Below are 14,722 nucleotides of genomic sequence, written 5' to 3' on the forward strand. Positions count from 1 at the left end.
CTTTGATAAACACTTCATTTGATTATTCAAGATCCAACGTCGAGAGACAGGGGAGTGTATGAAAGCTCAGCATAAAAACATCTTGATTGCTGTTGTCCTGACCTTACTGATGATTGCCATCATTAATAACGTCTCAACGTTAGAAGCAGTCAAACAACTCATCAACGGCAAACGTGGCTGGTTTTAAGGAGAGACAAACATGTCAGTAAAACCAATCAAACTGAATTCCATGGTCGGGGCCGCTTGGGGACAAAAAGGCACGCTGCCTATTCCTGTTGGGCCGACTTACCATGAGTTAGTGTTAGAGACGAATGCCGAGGCCGCCGAGATTGAACGCTTGTCTATTACGCTGAACGCAGAAGAAATCTATGTCTTAACGGGCAGTGAGATCCTCATGTTAGAGCGTTACAAGCAACGTGCTCATACCACCGGCCATTACGTGATCCCATTCAGTGACATTACCGCTCGCACTAAAAATGGGGTTCGTTACACAGGACTGGTGACAGAAGCGGGCGATAACATCCATTTGGATGTTCAGTTCAAGGCGAAATCCGGCGGCGATCCCCTGTCTATTCAGGTTCATGCTTGGGTCACCAATGCGCAACCTGCCCGAATCTTGGTTCCAATGATAAAGCGTGAAACCATGCCAGCGAACGCAGAAGGGGTAAACGAATTTACGAGCTTAGTCTCAAGTCCGTTAATCAGCTTGCGTCGTGCGCACTTTATGCACGCGGGGATCACTAAGCTAGAGGTGGAACGTGACTTTGTGAAAGAGTACGAAGCCAACAAATTCATCAATGAAGCGAACGCCAAACGAAACGAACGTACCCCGCAAGCGGGTTACTTTCACTTTGATCCGATTGTGCGTGGTTTTTCTATTGATGAGCTCTTCCCAACACAACACAGCTCTAATTTGAAATTTTCAGTGACCACGAGTGACGTTGCCGGCTCAATTCCTATTTTGATTGAATCGGTCAAAGTGGTTCGCCCTGAAATGCTCGCAGGTAAATACTAAGGAGCACGCATGAGCTTTTTTGATGACCTGTTGGAGTTTGGTGAAGGGGCACTCGATAGCGTGGGAGAAAATGCCGATTGGTTATTTGGTCACAACGCGAATTCGTCTAATCCCAACACCACGCAGCAGCCAAACACCCCAGTGGTCGACAATAATGGCAATGCCGTGACAACGCCACAAGGTGGCGCTGTCGTGGCGAAAGATAACACCTTACTTTATGTCGGTGGTGGGATAGCGGCGCTCTTGGTGGTGGTTCTTCTCATTGTTCTCTTCAAGGATTAGCGCATGCCATTACTTTTTATCGGTTTGGGCGGTCTGGGTCTAGGAACGGCACTCGGGTTTGGAGTGAGTCAGGGGCTCAAAAAAACCTTAACTGCGACTGCGGTGATGGCTTTGCTCTACCTTGCCTATAAATCGGGAGTATTTCGCTAATGCTAGGCTCACTCACCTCTTTAACGGGGGGCGGAGGCTTGACGGGGGGCTCATCGGGACCTGCAACGTCTGGGAACACCTCCAATACCACCAATAACAGCGGCTTTACGGCCGGCGCAATGAACTTTGGCAGTCATAACGGCATACCGTGGTGGGGAATAGCGCTCGTGGCGCTTTTTGCGCTGTATGTTTTTACTCGAAAGTAACTTAATTCCTGAAACGTGGGGAAACGCCAAGCCGAAGTTAACTAAAGCGCTTGGTGACTACATCAAGCAAGCTGAAATTGAAGTGAAAGCGGGGCGAGAGTCCCTCTATCGAGTCGAAGACACGTTCATGTTGTTACGCGGCGAGCAATCCCCCTCCGGCGCTAAGGAGTTGGTTGTGGTGGCTTTAGCGGGTGACATGGCCATCGGGACGCTCAGTGCTCTCAATCACGGAGTGGCGAATGGGTTTGATTCGATTCGCGCTCACTTTAATCAGCGCGGCGCTTATCGCTACATTCAACGTAAATTGCAATTGCCCGTGCGAGAGATTGAGACCCACAAGAATGAGCACGTATTACAAATAAGGTTTGATGACATGGGTGGACGGAGTAAATCAAAGAGCAATGCGAAAACCATCACCACGACCACCAACAAAAACAACAGTCTGGGCATTGGTGGTGATAACAACGGCTTTGCTCTGTCAGGGATAGAAAACTCTGACATTAATTTAAGCATGACGGACCACGGTGCCATGGCGGTGGCGGGTAAGACCGCAGAAGAGGCGTTTAACTTTGGCAATAACGCCTTAGATTTGGCGTCAGATAGCGTAGATGCATCGCTTGGTTTTGGTGAAAGCGCACTGGATGGCGCGTTTAGCTTTGGTGAGAGTGCATTAGGGTCCAACGCTGCTCTGAGTGAGTATGCGATAGGGGCAAACACGAACCTGAGTGAGCACGCGATAGATTCCATTAAATCCATGGCAGGTCAACAAACGGAAACCACCAAAGCCGCGATTGCCATGGCGAACGCGTCCAAAGCAAGAGAGCAAACGGGTGAGAACGAAAGCAATAATGAGCTGTTGAAAAACGTGTCTCTTATGGTGGGCATTCTCGGCACGTTAATGACCATGGCCTATTTAGTCTCGGGGCGTAAGAAATGAAACAACTCCATACCCTAAGCGCGGGCGAACGCGTTCAGTTTAACGCAGGTCAGGCTGGCAAATACCTCATCATTCGTGAAGCCAGCCATTCCCTCATGCTTCGCGGAGACGCGTTACGTCCTACAGAAATCGGGCGGAGTGATACGGTGGATATCACTCGTTTTGATGAGCTTGAACTTTTTAACCATCAGGCGGAACCGGTCACGGTTGAATATCAAGTGGCGGACATTCCCATCAGCACCAAATCTCAAAACATCGATATTAATAATTCCGTCACGATTAGCGAAATCTTAACCCCCATCACTGTCAGTGCCGTTCAAGCAGAAGTGAAGACGCGCATTCAAAATGACACGCTAACTGTGAAGAAGCTTGCTGACCTTTACACCTTGCAAAAGATCGATACGGGCTATCTGGATTTAACGGGAGATGAACAAAGCATTGCGGGAAATGAAGAGCGGAAAGGACTCTTTATTCAAACCTATCAAGATAATGATCGCTCTGTTTTGGTTCAAGGGTTGATTGAGGTTGTCGCCGGTGGTCATGTCCTTATCAAAAGCAATGAAGCCATTACATTGGAAGGCGTTGCTGGGGATGGTGTTCGTATTGGGGAGTTTATCTAATGTTTGAACTTCACAATCCTATTGGCAGTCGTGGTGATAAGACGGGAAACGGTGGTTTTCAGTCATTAGTATTAAGCAACCAGTATGCTCAAGTTTCAGATGCCACAAACCGAAAAGTAGAGTTTTCTCTGTCAGATGATGTAGAGCTACTGGAAGTACGAGTGGGTTGGTCGGATAGCGAAAATTCAAGGAACTTAGATCAAGTCTCCTTTTGGTCTCAATGCTTTGATGATCATGACGAGATGATAGCTAATAGCCATAGGGCAATGGTAGTTCCCTTTGTGGCTGGCTTTTCAAGGCGATTTTATTTCATTCCTATTTTGACACCGAGCAACGCGAAAAAAATCATATTTACTTGCAATTATATTGATATTCAAGTGTGCATTGTGTCTCGAACGACCTTTAAGGAGTTAGAGCGATGATACAGGTCGATACGCAGGGGCGAATTGTCACGATTAACGCGCCTCAAGCGTCAACTCAATTAATCAGTTTAGAGGTCCAACTGACGCAAGACGTCGCCCTTAATCCCGAACTCTACCGATGGACTGGTGAGGCTTTTGTCCTGTCACTAGAGGCTCAACAAAATAAAGAGCAATCTGAAAGGCGCACAAAGGCTAAACATTACCTTAATGCGACCGATTTTTACTTAGTCCGTAAAGTAGAAACCGGCGCAGACGTCCCCCAAGAGGTTCTCTCCAAGCGCGAAACCGCTCGATCGTTACTCGTGACCCTGTTACCGGACTTTGAATAATGACCATTCAAAAGTTGAGTGCGCTCGTTGTGCTCTTCACTTTACTAGGAGTGTATTTCATGAACAAAAAAACCGTGGATAAGGCACTTAGTCAGTTTGCGTTATCAGCAAGAAGTGAGTCACGCATGATTGGGGTTCATGGCGATCTCAAGCGCGTGGTTCGCAGGGCGATAGAGTTAACCCCGTTTGATTTTGGGATTACCTCGGGAAAGCGAACGGCCGAAGAGCAAAACGCCCTCTTCAAAAAAGGCGCCAGCCAATTAGACGGCTACAGCAAAAAAAGCCGGCACCAAACGGGGCATGCGATTGATTTTGTCGTGTATGACGAAAACAACAAAGTCACATGGGGCTTTAGTTATTACGAGCAAGTCAGTTGGGCGTTTAAACAAGCGGCGCAAGAGCTGAATGTCCCTATTGTCTGGGGTGGGGATTGGGTTAGCTTTAAAGATGGGCCTCATGTGGAGCTCGATAAACGGGTTTATGCATGATAGGCGCCATCGCAAACCTCATCACTGGCGGCATTGATGCCTATAAGCAGCACGGCCTCAATAAAGCGAATGCCCTCAAGCGACAAGATGAGCTTGAGCAAGAGCGTCACCGAGCTCAAGTGAAGCGTTTACAGTCTGGGGATGAAAAGGCCGCTGATTTGGATAGGGTGAGCCTCAAAGATCGTGGCCTTAAAGATGAGTTCATTCTCTTGGTGGTGTTTGTTCCTCTGATTTTATCGTTTATCCCAGACTATGCCGAGTATGTGCAAGAAGGCTTCAAAGCGTTGGAATTTGTGCCTGAGTACTATTGGTACATAGTGGGCGCAGTGGTCATCGACACGTTTGGTTTTCGCTCTATGGTGCGTTACTTACTGGAGTTCTTTTCATTTAAATTCAGGGGTAAGTAATGGAGCTACTCGTCTCACTGAACAGCATGGGCTTATCACCGACCTGGATAGCGTTACTCGTTGTGTTATGGAAGCAAGATAAACGCTTAACCATCATTGAAACAATTTTAGAGGGTAAAAAGAATGGCTAAAACAGGGGGCAAAAGAAGCGGTACGTTAAAAAATGGGTATCGCTTTGTCAAAGATGGGCGTGTTGTGAAAGCAAAACTCACTTCATAAATCACACTGAAATTATAATTATTTATTATTTTATCTTATTTGCGATTGCTAGTTTTTGCTCGAGCTTTTGTAAATAAGGATAATTGAGATGAAAGGATCAACAGTATTTTTAATTACGTCTGTATTACTTCTAGTAGGAGGTTGTGGCGGCGGTGATGAGGACAGTTCGACCTCAGAAAGCAATGATTCATTTTCAAACAATGGGATTTATTTTAATAGTACAGATTTTGCGGTGCTGTTAGTTGATTCTTCTCGTTCTGAAAATAATTTGATTGTGGGGGATTTCGGAAGTGATAGCGTCTATTTTACCGATAGCGCGACTACAACCAAGAATCAGATGAAGGCCGTAGGTGTAACGTATGCTGACGAGGTTGATTTCTTGAAAGATAGCAGCCAAGAAATAACAGCAGACTTTAATGATACCTCTGTGGAGCTAAAAGCTACTTTTAACGGTAGGAACTTAGCGTACTCGATGAACAAAGTTTCAGATTCTTTGCCGTTGGCTGAAATTGTAGGAACGCATACTGATACTGATGGTACTACTTGGGAAATCTTTGCTGACGGTTCATTTATTGTTAATGGTATTTGTACTGTTACTGGAAATTTAGTGCGTAAGGGAGCGTATTTCAATGTAGAAAAAGCAAGTGCTACATCATGTGCTTTGACGCAAATGAATGGGGCATATAGTGGGGTACTCCTCACTGTGCAGCATCAGGGAATTGATTACTTGGCAGGACTTTTAGGAAGTGAGACAGCTTTACTTTGGGGTAGTGCTCCAAAGAGTTGATAGAAAGATATTCAAAAGCCATTTTGCTACTTGATATAGTGTTTAATTAGCAAAATCGATACTGATAGACCACTCAGGTGCTCACACCTATTTTGTTTTTGGGTGTGAGACCCATAATCGCTTTACGGGTTTAAATTTTATTTATTATGCAGTTTATGTGGAAATAGCTGAGTATAAACTTGCCATAAAATATTCAAGTTTCGATGCCCAGTTACTTGAGCTACTTCTTCAATGGAGTACCCTTTCTCAAACAATCGACTCGCTCCCTCTCTTCTTAAATCGTGGTACCTCAAATCCTCAATACCTAATTCGTTCCTAACTCTCTGAAACCCCGTGCTCACACTTCGTGAGTTGTACGGGAAAATAAGCTCACCTTTATTTGGCTGCTTTAGCACGATCTCAAATGACTCACCAAGCAACGGCACAATCATATGATTACCTTCTTTCTTCCTTGGGTCTTTTCTATCTCTAACGAGTATCGTTTTGTGTTCTTGATTGAGGTCTTCCCAACGTAGCTTGCAGACTTCACCAATTCGCATACAAGTAAGAATGCTGAACTCAAGAATATCGGTGAACGGGATTCGAGTTGTGCCGTTTGGCCGGAAAGATTCACGTTGTTCTAATCCAAGCTTTAAGAGTTTCAGTTCTTCAGATGTGGGGCGGCGTGTTCGTTTCTGACTTTTACCGACTAACCCCATATCAATCAGAACAGGTACGGCTTCATCAAATATCTGGTGATTGGTGTCGATGTTGAAGACAGGCTTAGACTTTTTCATTACAGAACGTAGGTAAGCAATATCATGATAAATCGTTGCGGGTTTGGTTCCTGCGCCTTTTCTGTTTTTACAGTGCTCGATTAAGTCGCTAGTTCGTAGCTGATTACTCTCAACTTGGGCGATGTCGCAATCCCTAAGCATCTTAATCACATAGCGTTTGGTGCGGCCTGTATTGTCCCAAAGATCTCGTTCGGACATGAATAAATCGAGGAGTACCGAAAGGGGGACTGTTTTTGGCTGATTGAGTACCCCTTGAGCTTCTAGTTCAGCTACCCTTTTTTTACCGAAAGATTTAGCGAGTGCTTTCTTTTTTAGAGTTTTGCTTTCCCTGTGTATAATGCGCGAATTCTTTTTAACGATGATTGTTACCTTGAACCTTGGTTCACCGCTTTTTAGCTTTCTGGTCTCGATGGTATAACTTGCCATTGTCCAACTCCTAAAGGGGTACTTGAGGGGTACTACAGGAAGTAATTCCGTTTAATTCTAGGTAATTCACTGTATGTTTGTACAGTATTAATTGAGACTGAATCATGACAAACACTAATAAAACCAGTAAATACGCTAGTAACCGACTTTCTGTTGCACCCATGCTCGATTGGACTGACCGCCACTGTCGTTACTTTCACCGTTTGCTTTCTCAGCAGACTCTTCTGTACACGGAAATGGTAACAACGGGCGCGATCTTACATGGTAAGGGCGACTTCCTAGAATATAACGAGCAAGAACATCCTCTTGCACTTCAACTCGGTGGTTCAAACCCGGTTGATCTTGCGGCTTGTGCCAAGCTTGCTGGTGAGCGTGGTTACGATGAAGTGAATCTTAACGTAGGTTGCCCTTCAGACCGAGTTCAGAATGGTCGATTTGGTGCATGCTTGATGGCTGAGCCCGAGTTGGTGGCAGATTGTGTTTCAGCGATGAAAGAAGTCACTGATATTCCAATTACCGTGAAAACGCGTATCGGTATCGATGACCAAGACTCTTATGAGTTTCTAACTAAGTTTGTTTCGACGGTTTCTGAAAAAGGTGGCTGTGAGCAATTTACTATTCACGCGCGTAAAGCGTGGTTGAGTGGCCTTAGCCCGAAAGAGAACCGTGAGATCCCACCGCTAGATTATGATCGTGCATACCAAATCAAGAAAGATTTCTCTGATCTGGTGATTGCCGTGAATGGTGGCATTACTACTCTTGAGCAAACTAAGGAGCACTTGCAACACCTTGATGGTGTGATGATTGGTCGTGAGGCTTACCATAGCCCATTTATTTTGGCTGAAGTTGATCAACAGATCTTTGGTTTAGACACACCAATTAAGAAGCGCTCACAGGTTGTCGAAGAGATGTACCCGTACATCGAGCGTGAACTTTCAAATGGCGCAAGCTTAGGTCACATATCTCGTCACATGCTTGGTTTGTTTCAAAGCATGCCTGGTGCAAGACAATGGCGTCGCTACATCAGTGAAAACGCACATAAGAAAGGTGCAGGTATTGAAGTGATGCAAACAGCATTGGCTAAGATCCCTAAAGAGCTAAATGTTTAAGCTCCCTCTAAGTTAAAAACTTAAGGTTAAATTCGCCACTAGAGGTTAAATTTACCACTATAAGTTTCCGAAAAGCCACGCATGAAGATGTGTGGCTTTTTATTTATCTGATAAATAAGGATTTTATAGGGTTGGCATACTTGGTATGGAAGCTGCAATGTTAGAAAGTAGGAAAGATAGGTCATTAACTCATTAGGGAGACCATTATGTTTGAATTAATATTTGTTCTTATTTTCGTTGCGACTCTACTTGTCACTGGTATTACGTTTATGACGGTATTGGCTGCAACCGGAGTGGCGTTATTAGTCATGTTGGTCTTAGGTATGATGGGCGTCGTGTTTAAGTTACTGCCTTGGTTGATCGTGATTGCAATCGGTGTGTGGTTTTTCAAAAATTTTGTACACAGTTCTAACCAGAGACGTTACTAAGGTCATCGTGCCGTCAAATCTTTACTCGTCAGCGGTTTATCGTTTTAGAATTTAAGATGTGTGGTAGAATTTTCCCCAATAATCTATGAATGTGCATACAATTAGCACTACGATATGGAATTGGAGCTATCTCAAATGAATAAAATGCCATTAATTGCTTTAGTGGGAATGCTATCTTTAAGTTCAGCAGTGTCTGCTGAAGAAGAGTTTTCTTACACGGCTAAAGTCGGTGCCGATATGTGGTGGGGAAGTACAAAGCTAAACGAAGTTAGACAAGATGACGATTCTAACTCACCTTCGTTGTATTTCGCATTTGAGCATAATGCCCCGATGCTACCAAACGCTAGCTTTCGCTATACTTCTGTTGATGCAGATTCATTGGCTTTCGATAAGTACGACTACACCTTCTATTACACGTTGTTAGATCACAAGCAGATGAACTTCGATGCGGGTGTGACGTTTACTCAATACTCAAACTCGAATTACATTGAACCAAAAGCAACAGGTGCGAAAACATCGACGTTTGATGAGTTCACGTGGAGCTTCTACGGTAACGCAGAGATCAATGTGCCGGACACTAACTTCGATATCATTGGTACGATGGAGTTCGGTGATAGCAGTGGTATTAAGAGCACTGACTTGATGGCGGGTGTTCAGTACCGAATTCCAGTATCAGAATCTGAAATTGCCCTGCGTGGTGGTTACCGTGTTATCGATTTAGATTCGGATGAGTTCTTTAGCTCAGAACTAGGCAAGAGCTTTGTCATGGTCGATGGTTGGTTTGCTGGTGCTGAAGTGCGCTTCTAGGCCATATAAAGCAAATTTAGAACGAATTTTAAGAACGCCACTTTATTAAGTGGCGTTTTTTTATATCTATTGATTATATCTTTCTGGAATTAGTTAGCACATTCATCACTTTCGACCATCCTTAATACAGAGAGCCAATTTGCGTCTATTCTTATAAGGTCTATGTAGTGAGGTCAAAGCAAGGGATGGAATATGACACTCAATGAATTACGAAATTTATATAGAGAAAATCTGTTAGTTGAAGCGATCATAGAGCCCTCAATTCAAGAAGGGTCTTGGGTTGTGGAGTTTCGCCATATGGGAGGTGGCTTTGTTCTGCTTACTGATGTTCATGGTGAAGAGTGCCATTACGCGGATTTAGACCTAGCATCTAAATCGGCAATGGCGGTTGGCTTTCAGCAAGTGCGTATTGAAAACCAGTAAGTCAATTTGCGTTTCAATCGGTTTTTACTTCCAAAAAGTTATAAAACATACTTTTCTATTCTTTCTTGTTATTAAAAGGAGTGGTTAATCTATCGTCACGCAATGATTAGGGATGTCGTGACCATGTCTTTAAATAAGAAAGAGTCTTCACAAAATAATAATGCACAGTCTGGGGCTAATGAGTTACCTGGGCTAGCAGCACCACTTAATGACCAACAATTGGGTCATCTTCAGCAAACTGTTTCTGAACTGTCTTCACAGCAACTGGCATGGGTCAGTGGTTACCTTTGGGGAGTGAGCCAAGCTCAGCCTGTCGGTGCTGCTGCGCCAATCGCTCAAGCGGCCGCTGCAGTAGCGGCTAAGCCAGCGGGTAAGCTCAGCATTATCTTCGCTTCTCAAACCGGTAATGCTAAAGGCGTCGCTGAATCGCTAGAGGCAGAAGCAAAAGCCTTAGGTATCGCCGTCGAGCTTTTCGATGCGAGTGATTATAAAGGTAAGAACCTAGCCAAAGAGACACACGTCATTTTCGTCGCTTCAACCAATGGTGAGGGCGAAGCCCCTGATAACGCGATTGAGTTGCATGAATTCCTTCAATCGAAGAAAGCGCCAAAATTATCAAACCTACAATACGGTGTGATTGGTTTAGGTGACTCAAGCTATGAGTTCTTCTGCCAAACGGCTAAAGACTTCGATAACTTCCTCGCTAAGCTTGGTGCTAAATCGTTTGTCGACCGTCTTGATTGTGATGTTGATTACGAAGAATCAGCAACGGAATGGCGCGCTAAAGCATTAGAGCAAGTAAAAGAGACGCTATCGACAGGTGCCGAGGCTGATATCGTTCAGTTACCAGTAGGCCAAGCAGCTGCCGGTCATTCGCAATACACCAAACAAAATCCATATACAGCGACACTATTAACCAGTCAAAAGATCACGGGTCGTGACTCGGGTAAAGATGTTCGTCATATCGAGATTGATCTTGATGAGTCGGGCATTACCTACCAACCCGGCGATGCGCTAGGCGTATGGTATGAAAACAGTTCAGAACTCGCAAATCAGATTCTTTCTAAGGTTGGGTTATCGGGTATCGAAAGTGTCGATGTCGATGGTGAGAATCTATCTATCCATAGTGCGCTAGTGAGTAAATTTGAGATTACCACTTCAAACCCTCAACTTGTGACTAAGTTTGCTGAGTTATCGGGCAGCAAGAAGTTAATCAAGCTGGTGGAAGATAAAGACAAGCTTCGTGAATACGCGGGTAATACTCAAGTTGTCGATGTTTTAGCTGAGAAGAAAACTAAGCTATCGGCTGATGAGTTAATTGGCCTGTTACGTAAGCTGACACCGCGTCTCTATTCTATTGCATCAAGCCAAGCAGAAGTAGATGAAGAAGTTCACTTGACGGTTGGTTTGGTTGAATACCAAAAAGGCGAAGAGTCTCGTTTAGGCGGAGCTTCTAGCTTCTTAGCTCAACGTCTTGAAGAGGGTGGTGAAGTGAAGGTGTTTGTTGAGAACAACAATAACTTCAAATTACCACAAGACGACAATACACCAATCATCATGGTCGGCCCGGGTACCGGTATCGCACCGTTCCGCAGTTTTGTTCAAGAGCGTGAAAACAATGATGCTGAAGGAAAAAGCTGGTTGTTCTTTGGTGACCGTACCTTTACTCAAGATTTCTTATACCAAGTTGAATGGCAAAAGTACCTCAAGTCTGGCGCGCTAACTAAGCTCGATGTTGCCTTTAGCCGTGACCAAAAAGAAAAGGTTTATGTTCAGGACCGTTTAATCGAACAAGCAGAGCAGGTGTGGCAATGGCTGCAAGAGGGCGCGTACCTCTATGTCTGTGGCGATGCGACTCGAATGGCTAAAGATGTTCATGAAGCGTTAGTTTCGATAGCGGAAAAGCATGGCAACCAGAGCCGCGAGCAAGCTGAACAATATATTAATGATTTACGTAAAGCGAAACGTTACCAAAGGGATGTGTACTAATGAGCAAGCAAGTAATAGAGCAAGAAGTGCTAGGTCAAGTACTTGGACCTTTGGCTGACAATGAGCGTCTTAAGCGTGAAAGTAATAACCTACGCGGTACGATTGAACAAGATCTCCAAGACCGCATAACAGGTGGCTTTACTGCTGATAACTTTCAGTTGATTCGTTTCCACGGTATGTATCAACAAGACGACCGTGATATTCGTAACGAACGTACCAAACAAAAGCTCGAACCGTTACATAACGTCATGCTTCGTGCTCGTATGCCTGGTGGCATCATTACCCCTAAGCAGTGGTTGGCGATTGATAAGTTCGCAGACGAAAGTACCTCTTACGGTTCAATTCGTCTAACAACTCGTCAAACGTTTCAGTTCCACGGTGTCTTGAAGCCGAACATTAAGTTGATGCACCAAACGCTAAATAGCATTGGCATTGATTCAATTGCGACAGCGGGTGATGTAAACCGAAATGTTCTATGTACGACAAACCCGGTTGAATCTGAACTTCATCAAGAAGCTTACGAGTGGGCGAAAAAGATCAGTGAACATCTATTACCGAAGACTCGTGCTTATGCAGAAATCTGGTTAGATGGTGAAAAACTAGAAACAACGGATGAAGAACCTATCCTTGGTAGCAACTACCTACCGCGTAAGTTCAAGACGACGGTTGTCATTCCTCCGCAAAATGATGTGGACGTCCATGCTAACGATCTTAACTTTGTTGCTATTGCTGAAGACGGAAAGCTGGTGGGCTTTAATGTGTTAGTCGGTGGCGGTCTTGCTATGACACATGGTGATACCTCTACTTATGCACGTAAAGCTGACGACTTTGGTTTTGTGCCATTAGATAAAACGTTAGATGTAGCAGCGGCGGTGGTAACGACTCAGCGTGACTGGGGTAACCGTTCAAACCGTAAGAATGCAAAAACCAAATACACACTAGACCGTGTTGGTATTGATGTATTCAAAGCAGAAGTAGAAAAGCGTGCAGGCGTAGAATTTTCTGAAAGCCGTCCTTATGAGTTTACTGGCCGTGGTGATCGCATTGGTTGGGCGGAAGGCATTGATGGTAAGCACCACTTGGCGTTATTCATCGAGAATGGTCGTTTACTTGATTTTCCGGGTAAAGCTCTGAAAACAGGTGTTGCTGAAATAGCGAAGATCCACAAAGGTGACTTCCGCATGACTGCAAACCAAAACCTAATTGTTGCGGGTGTGTCGACGAGTCAAAAGGCCAAGATTGAAAAACTGGCGCGTCAATATGGCTTGATGGATGATGCTGTTTCAGAGCAACGTAAAAACTCAATGGCGTGTGTGGCTTTCCCAACATGTCCTTTAGCAATGGCAGAAGCTGAGCGCTTTCTTCCTGAGTTTGTAACGGATGTTGAAGACATTCTGAAAAAACATGGATTACCAGAAGAAGATAACATCATCCTTCGAATCACAGGTTGTCCAAACGGTTGTGGTCGTGCAATGTTGGCTGAACTTGGTTTAGTGGGTAAGGCTCCGGGGCGTTACAACATGCACCTAGGTGGCAACAAGGCCGGAACTCGTATCCCTAAGATGTATAAAGAGAACATCACATCAGCTCAGATCTTAGAAGAGATTGATGCGCTGGTGGGACGTTGGGCTACAGAACGCAACGACAAAGAAGGGTTCGGTGATTTTACAATCCGAGCTGGCATCATCGAAGAGGTGATCATTTCCAAGAGGGATCTGCATGCATAATTCTGTCGCTTCAAAATTGAAGTTAGCAGAGCTACTCGCATTGACTAAGACGGAGCAAATACTTCGTCTTGGACAAATCAACGCAGAGTTAGAGCAGCTAACCGCATTAGAAAGAGTTAAGTGGGCTTTAGATAATTTAGAAGGGACACATGTTGTGTCTTCTAGTTTCGGAATCCAAGCAGCATTGATGTTGCACCTAGTGACCCAAGCAAAACCAGATATTCCGGTTATTTTGACTGACACAGGGTATCTATTTCCGGAGACCTATCGCTTTATTGATGAGTTAAGTCAGAAGTTGACTCTAAACCTTCAAGTCTTTCGCGCCCAACAGAGCCCTAATTGGCAAGAAGCGCAATATGGAAAACTTTGGGATCAAGGTATAGAAGGGATAGAGAAGTACAACAAGCTTAATAAAGTTGAACCGATGAGAAGAGCGTTGGATGAGCTCGAGGCTGGGACATGGTTTTCCGGTTTAAGAAGAGAGCAATCTCAATCGCGTGCAAATTTGCCAATCTTATCTATCCAAAATGGTGTGTTTAAATTTTTGCCGGTAATCGATTGGACGAATAAAGATGTTCACTATTACCTAGAAGAGCATGGTCTCGGTTATCACCCGCTTCGAGAGCAGGGTTACCTTTCTGTTGGAGATACACATACAACTAAGAAGTGGGAACCGGGTATGACTGAAGAGGAAACTCGTTTTAATGGGTTGAAACGCGAATGTGGTCTCCATGAAGATGATGGAGAGCAATATGGTTCTGGGATTTAGACTCGTTGCCATTTAAAAAGCTGCCATGAGGCAGCTTTTTTGTTTTCTAGGATGAAAATTAGATCAATTGTGGATAAGTCTGTGGTTATTTTGTAAGTACTCTGTAGTTAAACTTGCACAAATAAGGCTTTGAGTGTTTATTCGCCATGTAATCGTTATTTTTGCATCTTTCTTTAATAAACACTTGCCAATGTGATGAACATCTCTATAATGCCGCCTCACTGACACGGCAGACGCCACAAGGCTTCAGCGAGAAATGTTAGTAAGGCAACTAGCTTTAAGCGATGATTCGCTTCTACTTTTAGAAAGTAGGAATTAATTCCAAATAAGTGTTTGACACTGAGAATTAAATCGCTAGAATGGCCGCCTCTTCCGAAGTGATGTAAGTCACAACGAAGAGAAGCTC

At 44.4% G+C, this 14,722-nt stretch carries 21 protein-coding genes; 20 read left to right on the forward strand and 1 reads right to left on the reverse strand.

Annotated elements, in window-relative coordinates:
- Nucleotides 1-58 precede the first annotated feature (58 nt).
- From BCU07_RS22300 to BCU07_RS22360, 13 genes are all read left to right on the forward strand, one after another.
- Nucleotides 59-187 carry a hypothetical protein gene (locus BCU07_RS22300; protein WP_017081565.1) on the forward strand — a complete coding sequence of 43 codons (129 nt, stop codon included), beginning with the start codon at nucleotides 59-61 and terminating at the stop codon, nucleotides 185-187.
- A gap of 12 nt (nucleotides 188-199) precedes the next feature.
- Entirely contained in the window at nucleotides 200-1,015 is an 816-nt protein-coding gene (locus BCU07_RS22305; RefSeq protein WP_102428669.1) for a major capsid protein P2, read from the forward strand.
- A 9-nt stretch (nucleotides 1,016-1,024) separates the two neighbouring features.
- Nucleotides 1,025-1,297, forward strand: a complete 273-nt coding sequence (locus BCU07_RS22310) for a hypothetical protein (RefSeq protein WP_048666224.1) — start codon at nucleotides 1,025-1,027, stop codon at nucleotides 1,295-1,297.
- A gap of 3 nt (nucleotides 1,298-1,300) precedes the next feature.
- Nucleotides 1,301-1,447, forward strand: coding sequence for a hypothetical protein (locus BCU07_RS22315; protein ID WP_170960973.1), 147 nt, complete (start codon nucleotides 1,301-1,303; stop codon nucleotides 1,445-1,447).
- Entirely contained in the window at nucleotides 1,447-1,653 is a 207-nt protein-coding gene (locus BCU07_RS22320; protein ID WP_048658788.1) for a hypothetical protein, read from the forward strand. The genes BCU07_RS22315 and BCU07_RS22320 overlap by 1 nt, the downstream gene beginning before the upstream one ends.
- The gene (locus BCU07_RS22325) at nucleotides 1,634-2,590 is read left to right on the forward strand and encodes a hypothetical protein (RefSeq protein WP_102428670.1); all 957 of its coding nucleotides are present in this window, start codon (nucleotides 1,634-1,636) and stop codon (nucleotides 2,588-2,590) included. The genes BCU07_RS22320 and BCU07_RS22325 overlap by 20 nt, the downstream gene beginning before the upstream one ends.
- Nucleotides 2,587-3,210: a hypothetical protein gene (locus tag BCU07_RS22330; protein WP_102428671.1), complete on the forward strand. Its 624-nt coding sequence runs from the start codon at nucleotides 2,587-2,589 to the stop codon at nucleotides 3,208-3,210. Before BCU07_RS22325 ends, BCU07_RS22330 begins: the two co-directional genes overlap by 4 nt.
- Complete coding sequence (locus BCU07_RS22335; protein WP_102428672.1) at nucleotides 3,210-3,632, forward strand: hypothetical protein; 423 nt, start codon at nucleotides 3,210-3,212, stop codon at nucleotides 3,630-3,632. Before BCU07_RS22330 ends, BCU07_RS22335 begins: the two co-directional genes overlap by 1 nt.
- Complete coding sequence (locus tag BCU07_RS22340) at nucleotides 3,629-3,961, forward strand: hypothetical protein (RefSeq protein WP_102428673.1); 333 nt, start codon at nucleotides 3,629-3,631, stop codon at nucleotides 3,959-3,961. The genes BCU07_RS22335 and BCU07_RS22340 overlap by 4 nt, the downstream gene beginning before the upstream one ends.
- Nucleotides 3,962-4,020: 59 nt before the next feature.
- Nucleotides 4,021-4,449: a M15 family metallopeptidase gene (locus BCU07_RS22345; protein WP_048666341.1), complete on the forward strand. Its 429-nt coding sequence runs from the start codon at nucleotides 4,021-4,023 to the stop codon at nucleotides 4,447-4,449.
- Nucleotides 4,446-4,856: a hypothetical protein gene (locus BCU07_RS22350; RefSeq protein WP_048666340.1), complete on the forward strand. Its 411-nt coding sequence runs from the start codon at nucleotides 4,446-4,448 to the stop codon at nucleotides 4,854-4,856. Before BCU07_RS22345 ends, BCU07_RS22350 begins: the two co-directional genes overlap by 4 nt.
- Nucleotides 4,856-4,987, forward strand: a complete 132-nt coding sequence (locus tag BCU07_RS22355; RefSeq protein WP_258166914.1) for a hypothetical protein — start codon at nucleotides 4,856-4,858, stop codon at nucleotides 4,985-4,987. The genes BCU07_RS22350 and BCU07_RS22355 overlap by 1 nt, the downstream gene beginning before the upstream one ends.
- A 176-nt stretch (nucleotides 4,988-5,163) precedes the next feature.
- Nucleotides 5,164-5,862, forward strand: a complete 699-nt coding sequence (locus BCU07_RS22360) for a hypothetical protein (protein WP_229648344.1) — start codon at nucleotides 5,164-5,166, stop codon at nucleotides 5,860-5,862.
- A 137-nt stretch (nucleotides 5,863-5,999) separates the two neighbouring features.
- Here BCU07_RS22360 and BCU07_RS22365 read toward each other — a convergent pair whose 3' ends face one another.
- Nucleotides 6,000-7,064: a site-specific integrase gene (locus BCU07_RS22365; RefSeq protein ID WP_102428675.1), complete on the reverse strand. Its 1,065-nt coding sequence runs from the start codon at nucleotides 7,062-7,064 to the stop codon at nucleotides 6,000-6,002.
- A gap of 104 nt (nucleotides 7,065-7,168) precedes the next feature.
- Here BCU07_RS22365 and dusA point away from each other — a divergent pair, with 104 nt between their 5' ends.
- From dusA to BCU07_RS22400, 7 genes are all read left to right on the forward strand, one after another.
- Nucleotides 7,169-8,173, forward strand: a complete 1,005-nt coding sequence (gene dusA, locus BCU07_RS22370; RefSeq protein WP_019822275.1) for a tRNA dihydrouridine(20/20a) synthase DusA — start codon at nucleotides 7,169-7,171, stop codon at nucleotides 8,171-8,173.
- Between the two features lie 206 nt (nucleotides 8,174-8,379).
- Nucleotides 8,380-8,601 carry an envelope stress response protein PspG gene (gene pspG, locus BCU07_RS22375; protein ID WP_017059950.1) on the forward strand — a complete coding sequence of 74 codons (222 nt, stop codon included), beginning with the start codon at nucleotides 8,380-8,382 and terminating at the stop codon, nucleotides 8,599-8,601.
- 135 nt (nucleotides 8,602-8,736) lie between these two features.
- Nucleotides 8,737-9,408: a TIGR04219 family outer membrane beta-barrel protein gene (locus BCU07_RS22380; protein WP_102333451.1), complete on the forward strand. Its 672-nt coding sequence runs from the start codon at nucleotides 8,737-8,739 to the stop codon at nucleotides 9,406-9,408.
- Nucleotides 9,409-9,600: 192 nt separating this feature from the next.
- A complete protein-coding gene (locus BCU07_RS22385) occupies nucleotides 9,601-9,831 on the forward strand; it encodes a hypothetical protein (protein ID WP_004735813.1) in 231 nt (76 codons plus the stop codon).
- A 123-nt stretch (nucleotides 9,832-9,954) separates the two neighbouring features.
- The gene (locus tag BCU07_RS22390; protein WP_065584778.1) at nucleotides 9,955-11,820 is read left to right on the forward strand and encodes an assimilatory sulfite reductase (NADPH) flavoprotein subunit; all 1,866 of its coding nucleotides are present in this window, start codon (nucleotides 9,955-9,957) and stop codon (nucleotides 11,818-11,820) included.
- Nucleotides 11,820-13,547, forward strand: coding sequence for an assimilatory sulfite reductase (NADPH) hemoprotein subunit (gene cysI / locus BCU07_RS22395; RefSeq protein ID WP_065584776.1), 1,728 nt, complete (start codon nucleotides 11,820-11,822; stop codon nucleotides 13,545-13,547). The genes BCU07_RS22390 and cysI overlap by 1 nt, the downstream gene beginning before the upstream one ends.
- The gene (locus BCU07_RS22400; RefSeq protein ID WP_017059954.1) at nucleotides 13,540-14,316 is read left to right on the forward strand and encodes a phosphoadenylyl-sulfate reductase; all 777 of its coding nucleotides are present in this window, start codon (nucleotides 13,540-13,542) and stop codon (nucleotides 14,314-14,316) included. The genes cysI and BCU07_RS22400 overlap by 8 nt, the downstream gene beginning before the upstream one ends.
- Nucleotides 14,317-14,722: the final 406 nt, after the last annotated feature.

Source organism: Vibrio sp. 10N.261.54.E10 (assembly GCF_002877735.2).
Lineage (GTDB): Bacteria > Pseudomonadota > Gammaproteobacteria > Enterobacterales > Vibrionaceae > Vibrio > Vibrio crassostreae_C.

Coding starts and splice junctions, on each gene's coding strand:
- BCU07_RS22300 (WP_017081565.1), top strand. CDS start 59: ATGAAAGCTCAGCATAAAAACATCTTGATTGCTGTTGTCCTGACCTTA.
- BCU07_RS22305 (WP_102428669.1), top strand. CDS start 200: ATGTCAGTAAAACCAATCAAACTGAATTCCATGGTCGGGGCCGCTTGG.
- BCU07_RS22310 (WP_048666224.1), top strand. CDS start 1,025: ATGAGCTTTTTTGATGACCTGTTGGAGTTTGGTGAAGGGGCACTCGAT.
- BCU07_RS22315 (WP_170960973.1), top strand. CDS start 1,301: ATGCCATTACTTTTTATCGGTTTGGGCGGTCTGGGTCTAGGAACGGCA.
- BCU07_RS22320 (WP_048658788.1), top strand. CDS start 1,447: ATGCTAGGCTCACTCACCTCTTTAACGGGGGGCGGAGGCTTGACGGGG.
- BCU07_RS22325 (WP_102428670.1), top strand. CDS start 1,634: ATGTTTTTACTCGAAAGTAACTTAATTCCTGAAACGTGGGGAAACGCC.
- BCU07_RS22330 (WP_102428671.1), top strand. CDS start 2,587: ATGAAACAACTCCATACCCTAAGCGCGGGCGAACGCGTTCAGTTTAAC.
- BCU07_RS22335 (WP_102428672.1), top strand. CDS start 3,210: ATGTTTGAACTTCACAATCCTATTGGCAGTCGTGGTGATAAGACGGGA.
- BCU07_RS22340 (WP_102428673.1), top strand. CDS start 3,629: ATGATACAGGTCGATACGCAGGGGCGAATTGTCACGATTAACGCGCCT.
- BCU07_RS22345 (WP_048666341.1), top strand. CDS start 4,021: ATGAACAAAAAAACCGTGGATAAGGCACTTAGTCAGTTTGCGTTATCA.
- BCU07_RS22350 (WP_048666340.1), top strand. CDS start 4,446: ATGATAGGCGCCATCGCAAACCTCATCACTGGCGGCATTGATGCCTAT.
- BCU07_RS22355 (WP_258166914.1), top strand. CDS start 4,856: ATGGAGCTACTCGTCTCACTGAACAGCATGGGCTTATCACCGACCTGG.
- BCU07_RS22360 (WP_229648344.1), top strand. CDS start 5,164: ATGAAAGGATCAACAGTATTTTTAATTACGTCTGTATTACTTCTAGTA.
- BCU07_RS22365 (WP_102428675.1), bottom strand. CDS start 7,064: ATGGCAAGTTATACCATCGAGACCAGAAAGCTAAAAAGCGGTGAACCA.
- dusA (WP_019822275.1), top strand. CDS start 7,169: ATGACAAACACTAATAAAACCAGTAAATACGCTAGTAACCGACTTTCT.
- pspG (WP_017059950.1), top strand. CDS start 8,380: ATGTTTGAATTAATATTTGTTCTTATTTTCGTTGCGACTCTACTTGTC.
- BCU07_RS22380 (WP_102333451.1), top strand. CDS start 8,737: ATGAATAAAATGCCATTAATTGCTTTAGTGGGAATGCTATCTTTAAGT.
- BCU07_RS22385 (WP_004735813.1), top strand. CDS start 9,601: ATGACACTCAATGAATTACGAAATTTATATAGAGAAAATCTGTTAGTT.
- BCU07_RS22390 (WP_065584778.1), top strand. CDS start 9,955: ATGTCTTTAAATAAGAAAGAGTCTTCACAAAATAATAATGCACAGTCT.
- cysI (WP_065584776.1), top strand. CDS start 11,820: ATGAGCAAGCAAGTAATAGAGCAAGAAGTGCTAGGTCAAGTACTTGGA.
- BCU07_RS22400 (WP_017059954.1), top strand. CDS start 13,540: ATGCATAATTCTGTCGCTTCAAAATTGAAGTTAGCAGAGCTACTCGCA.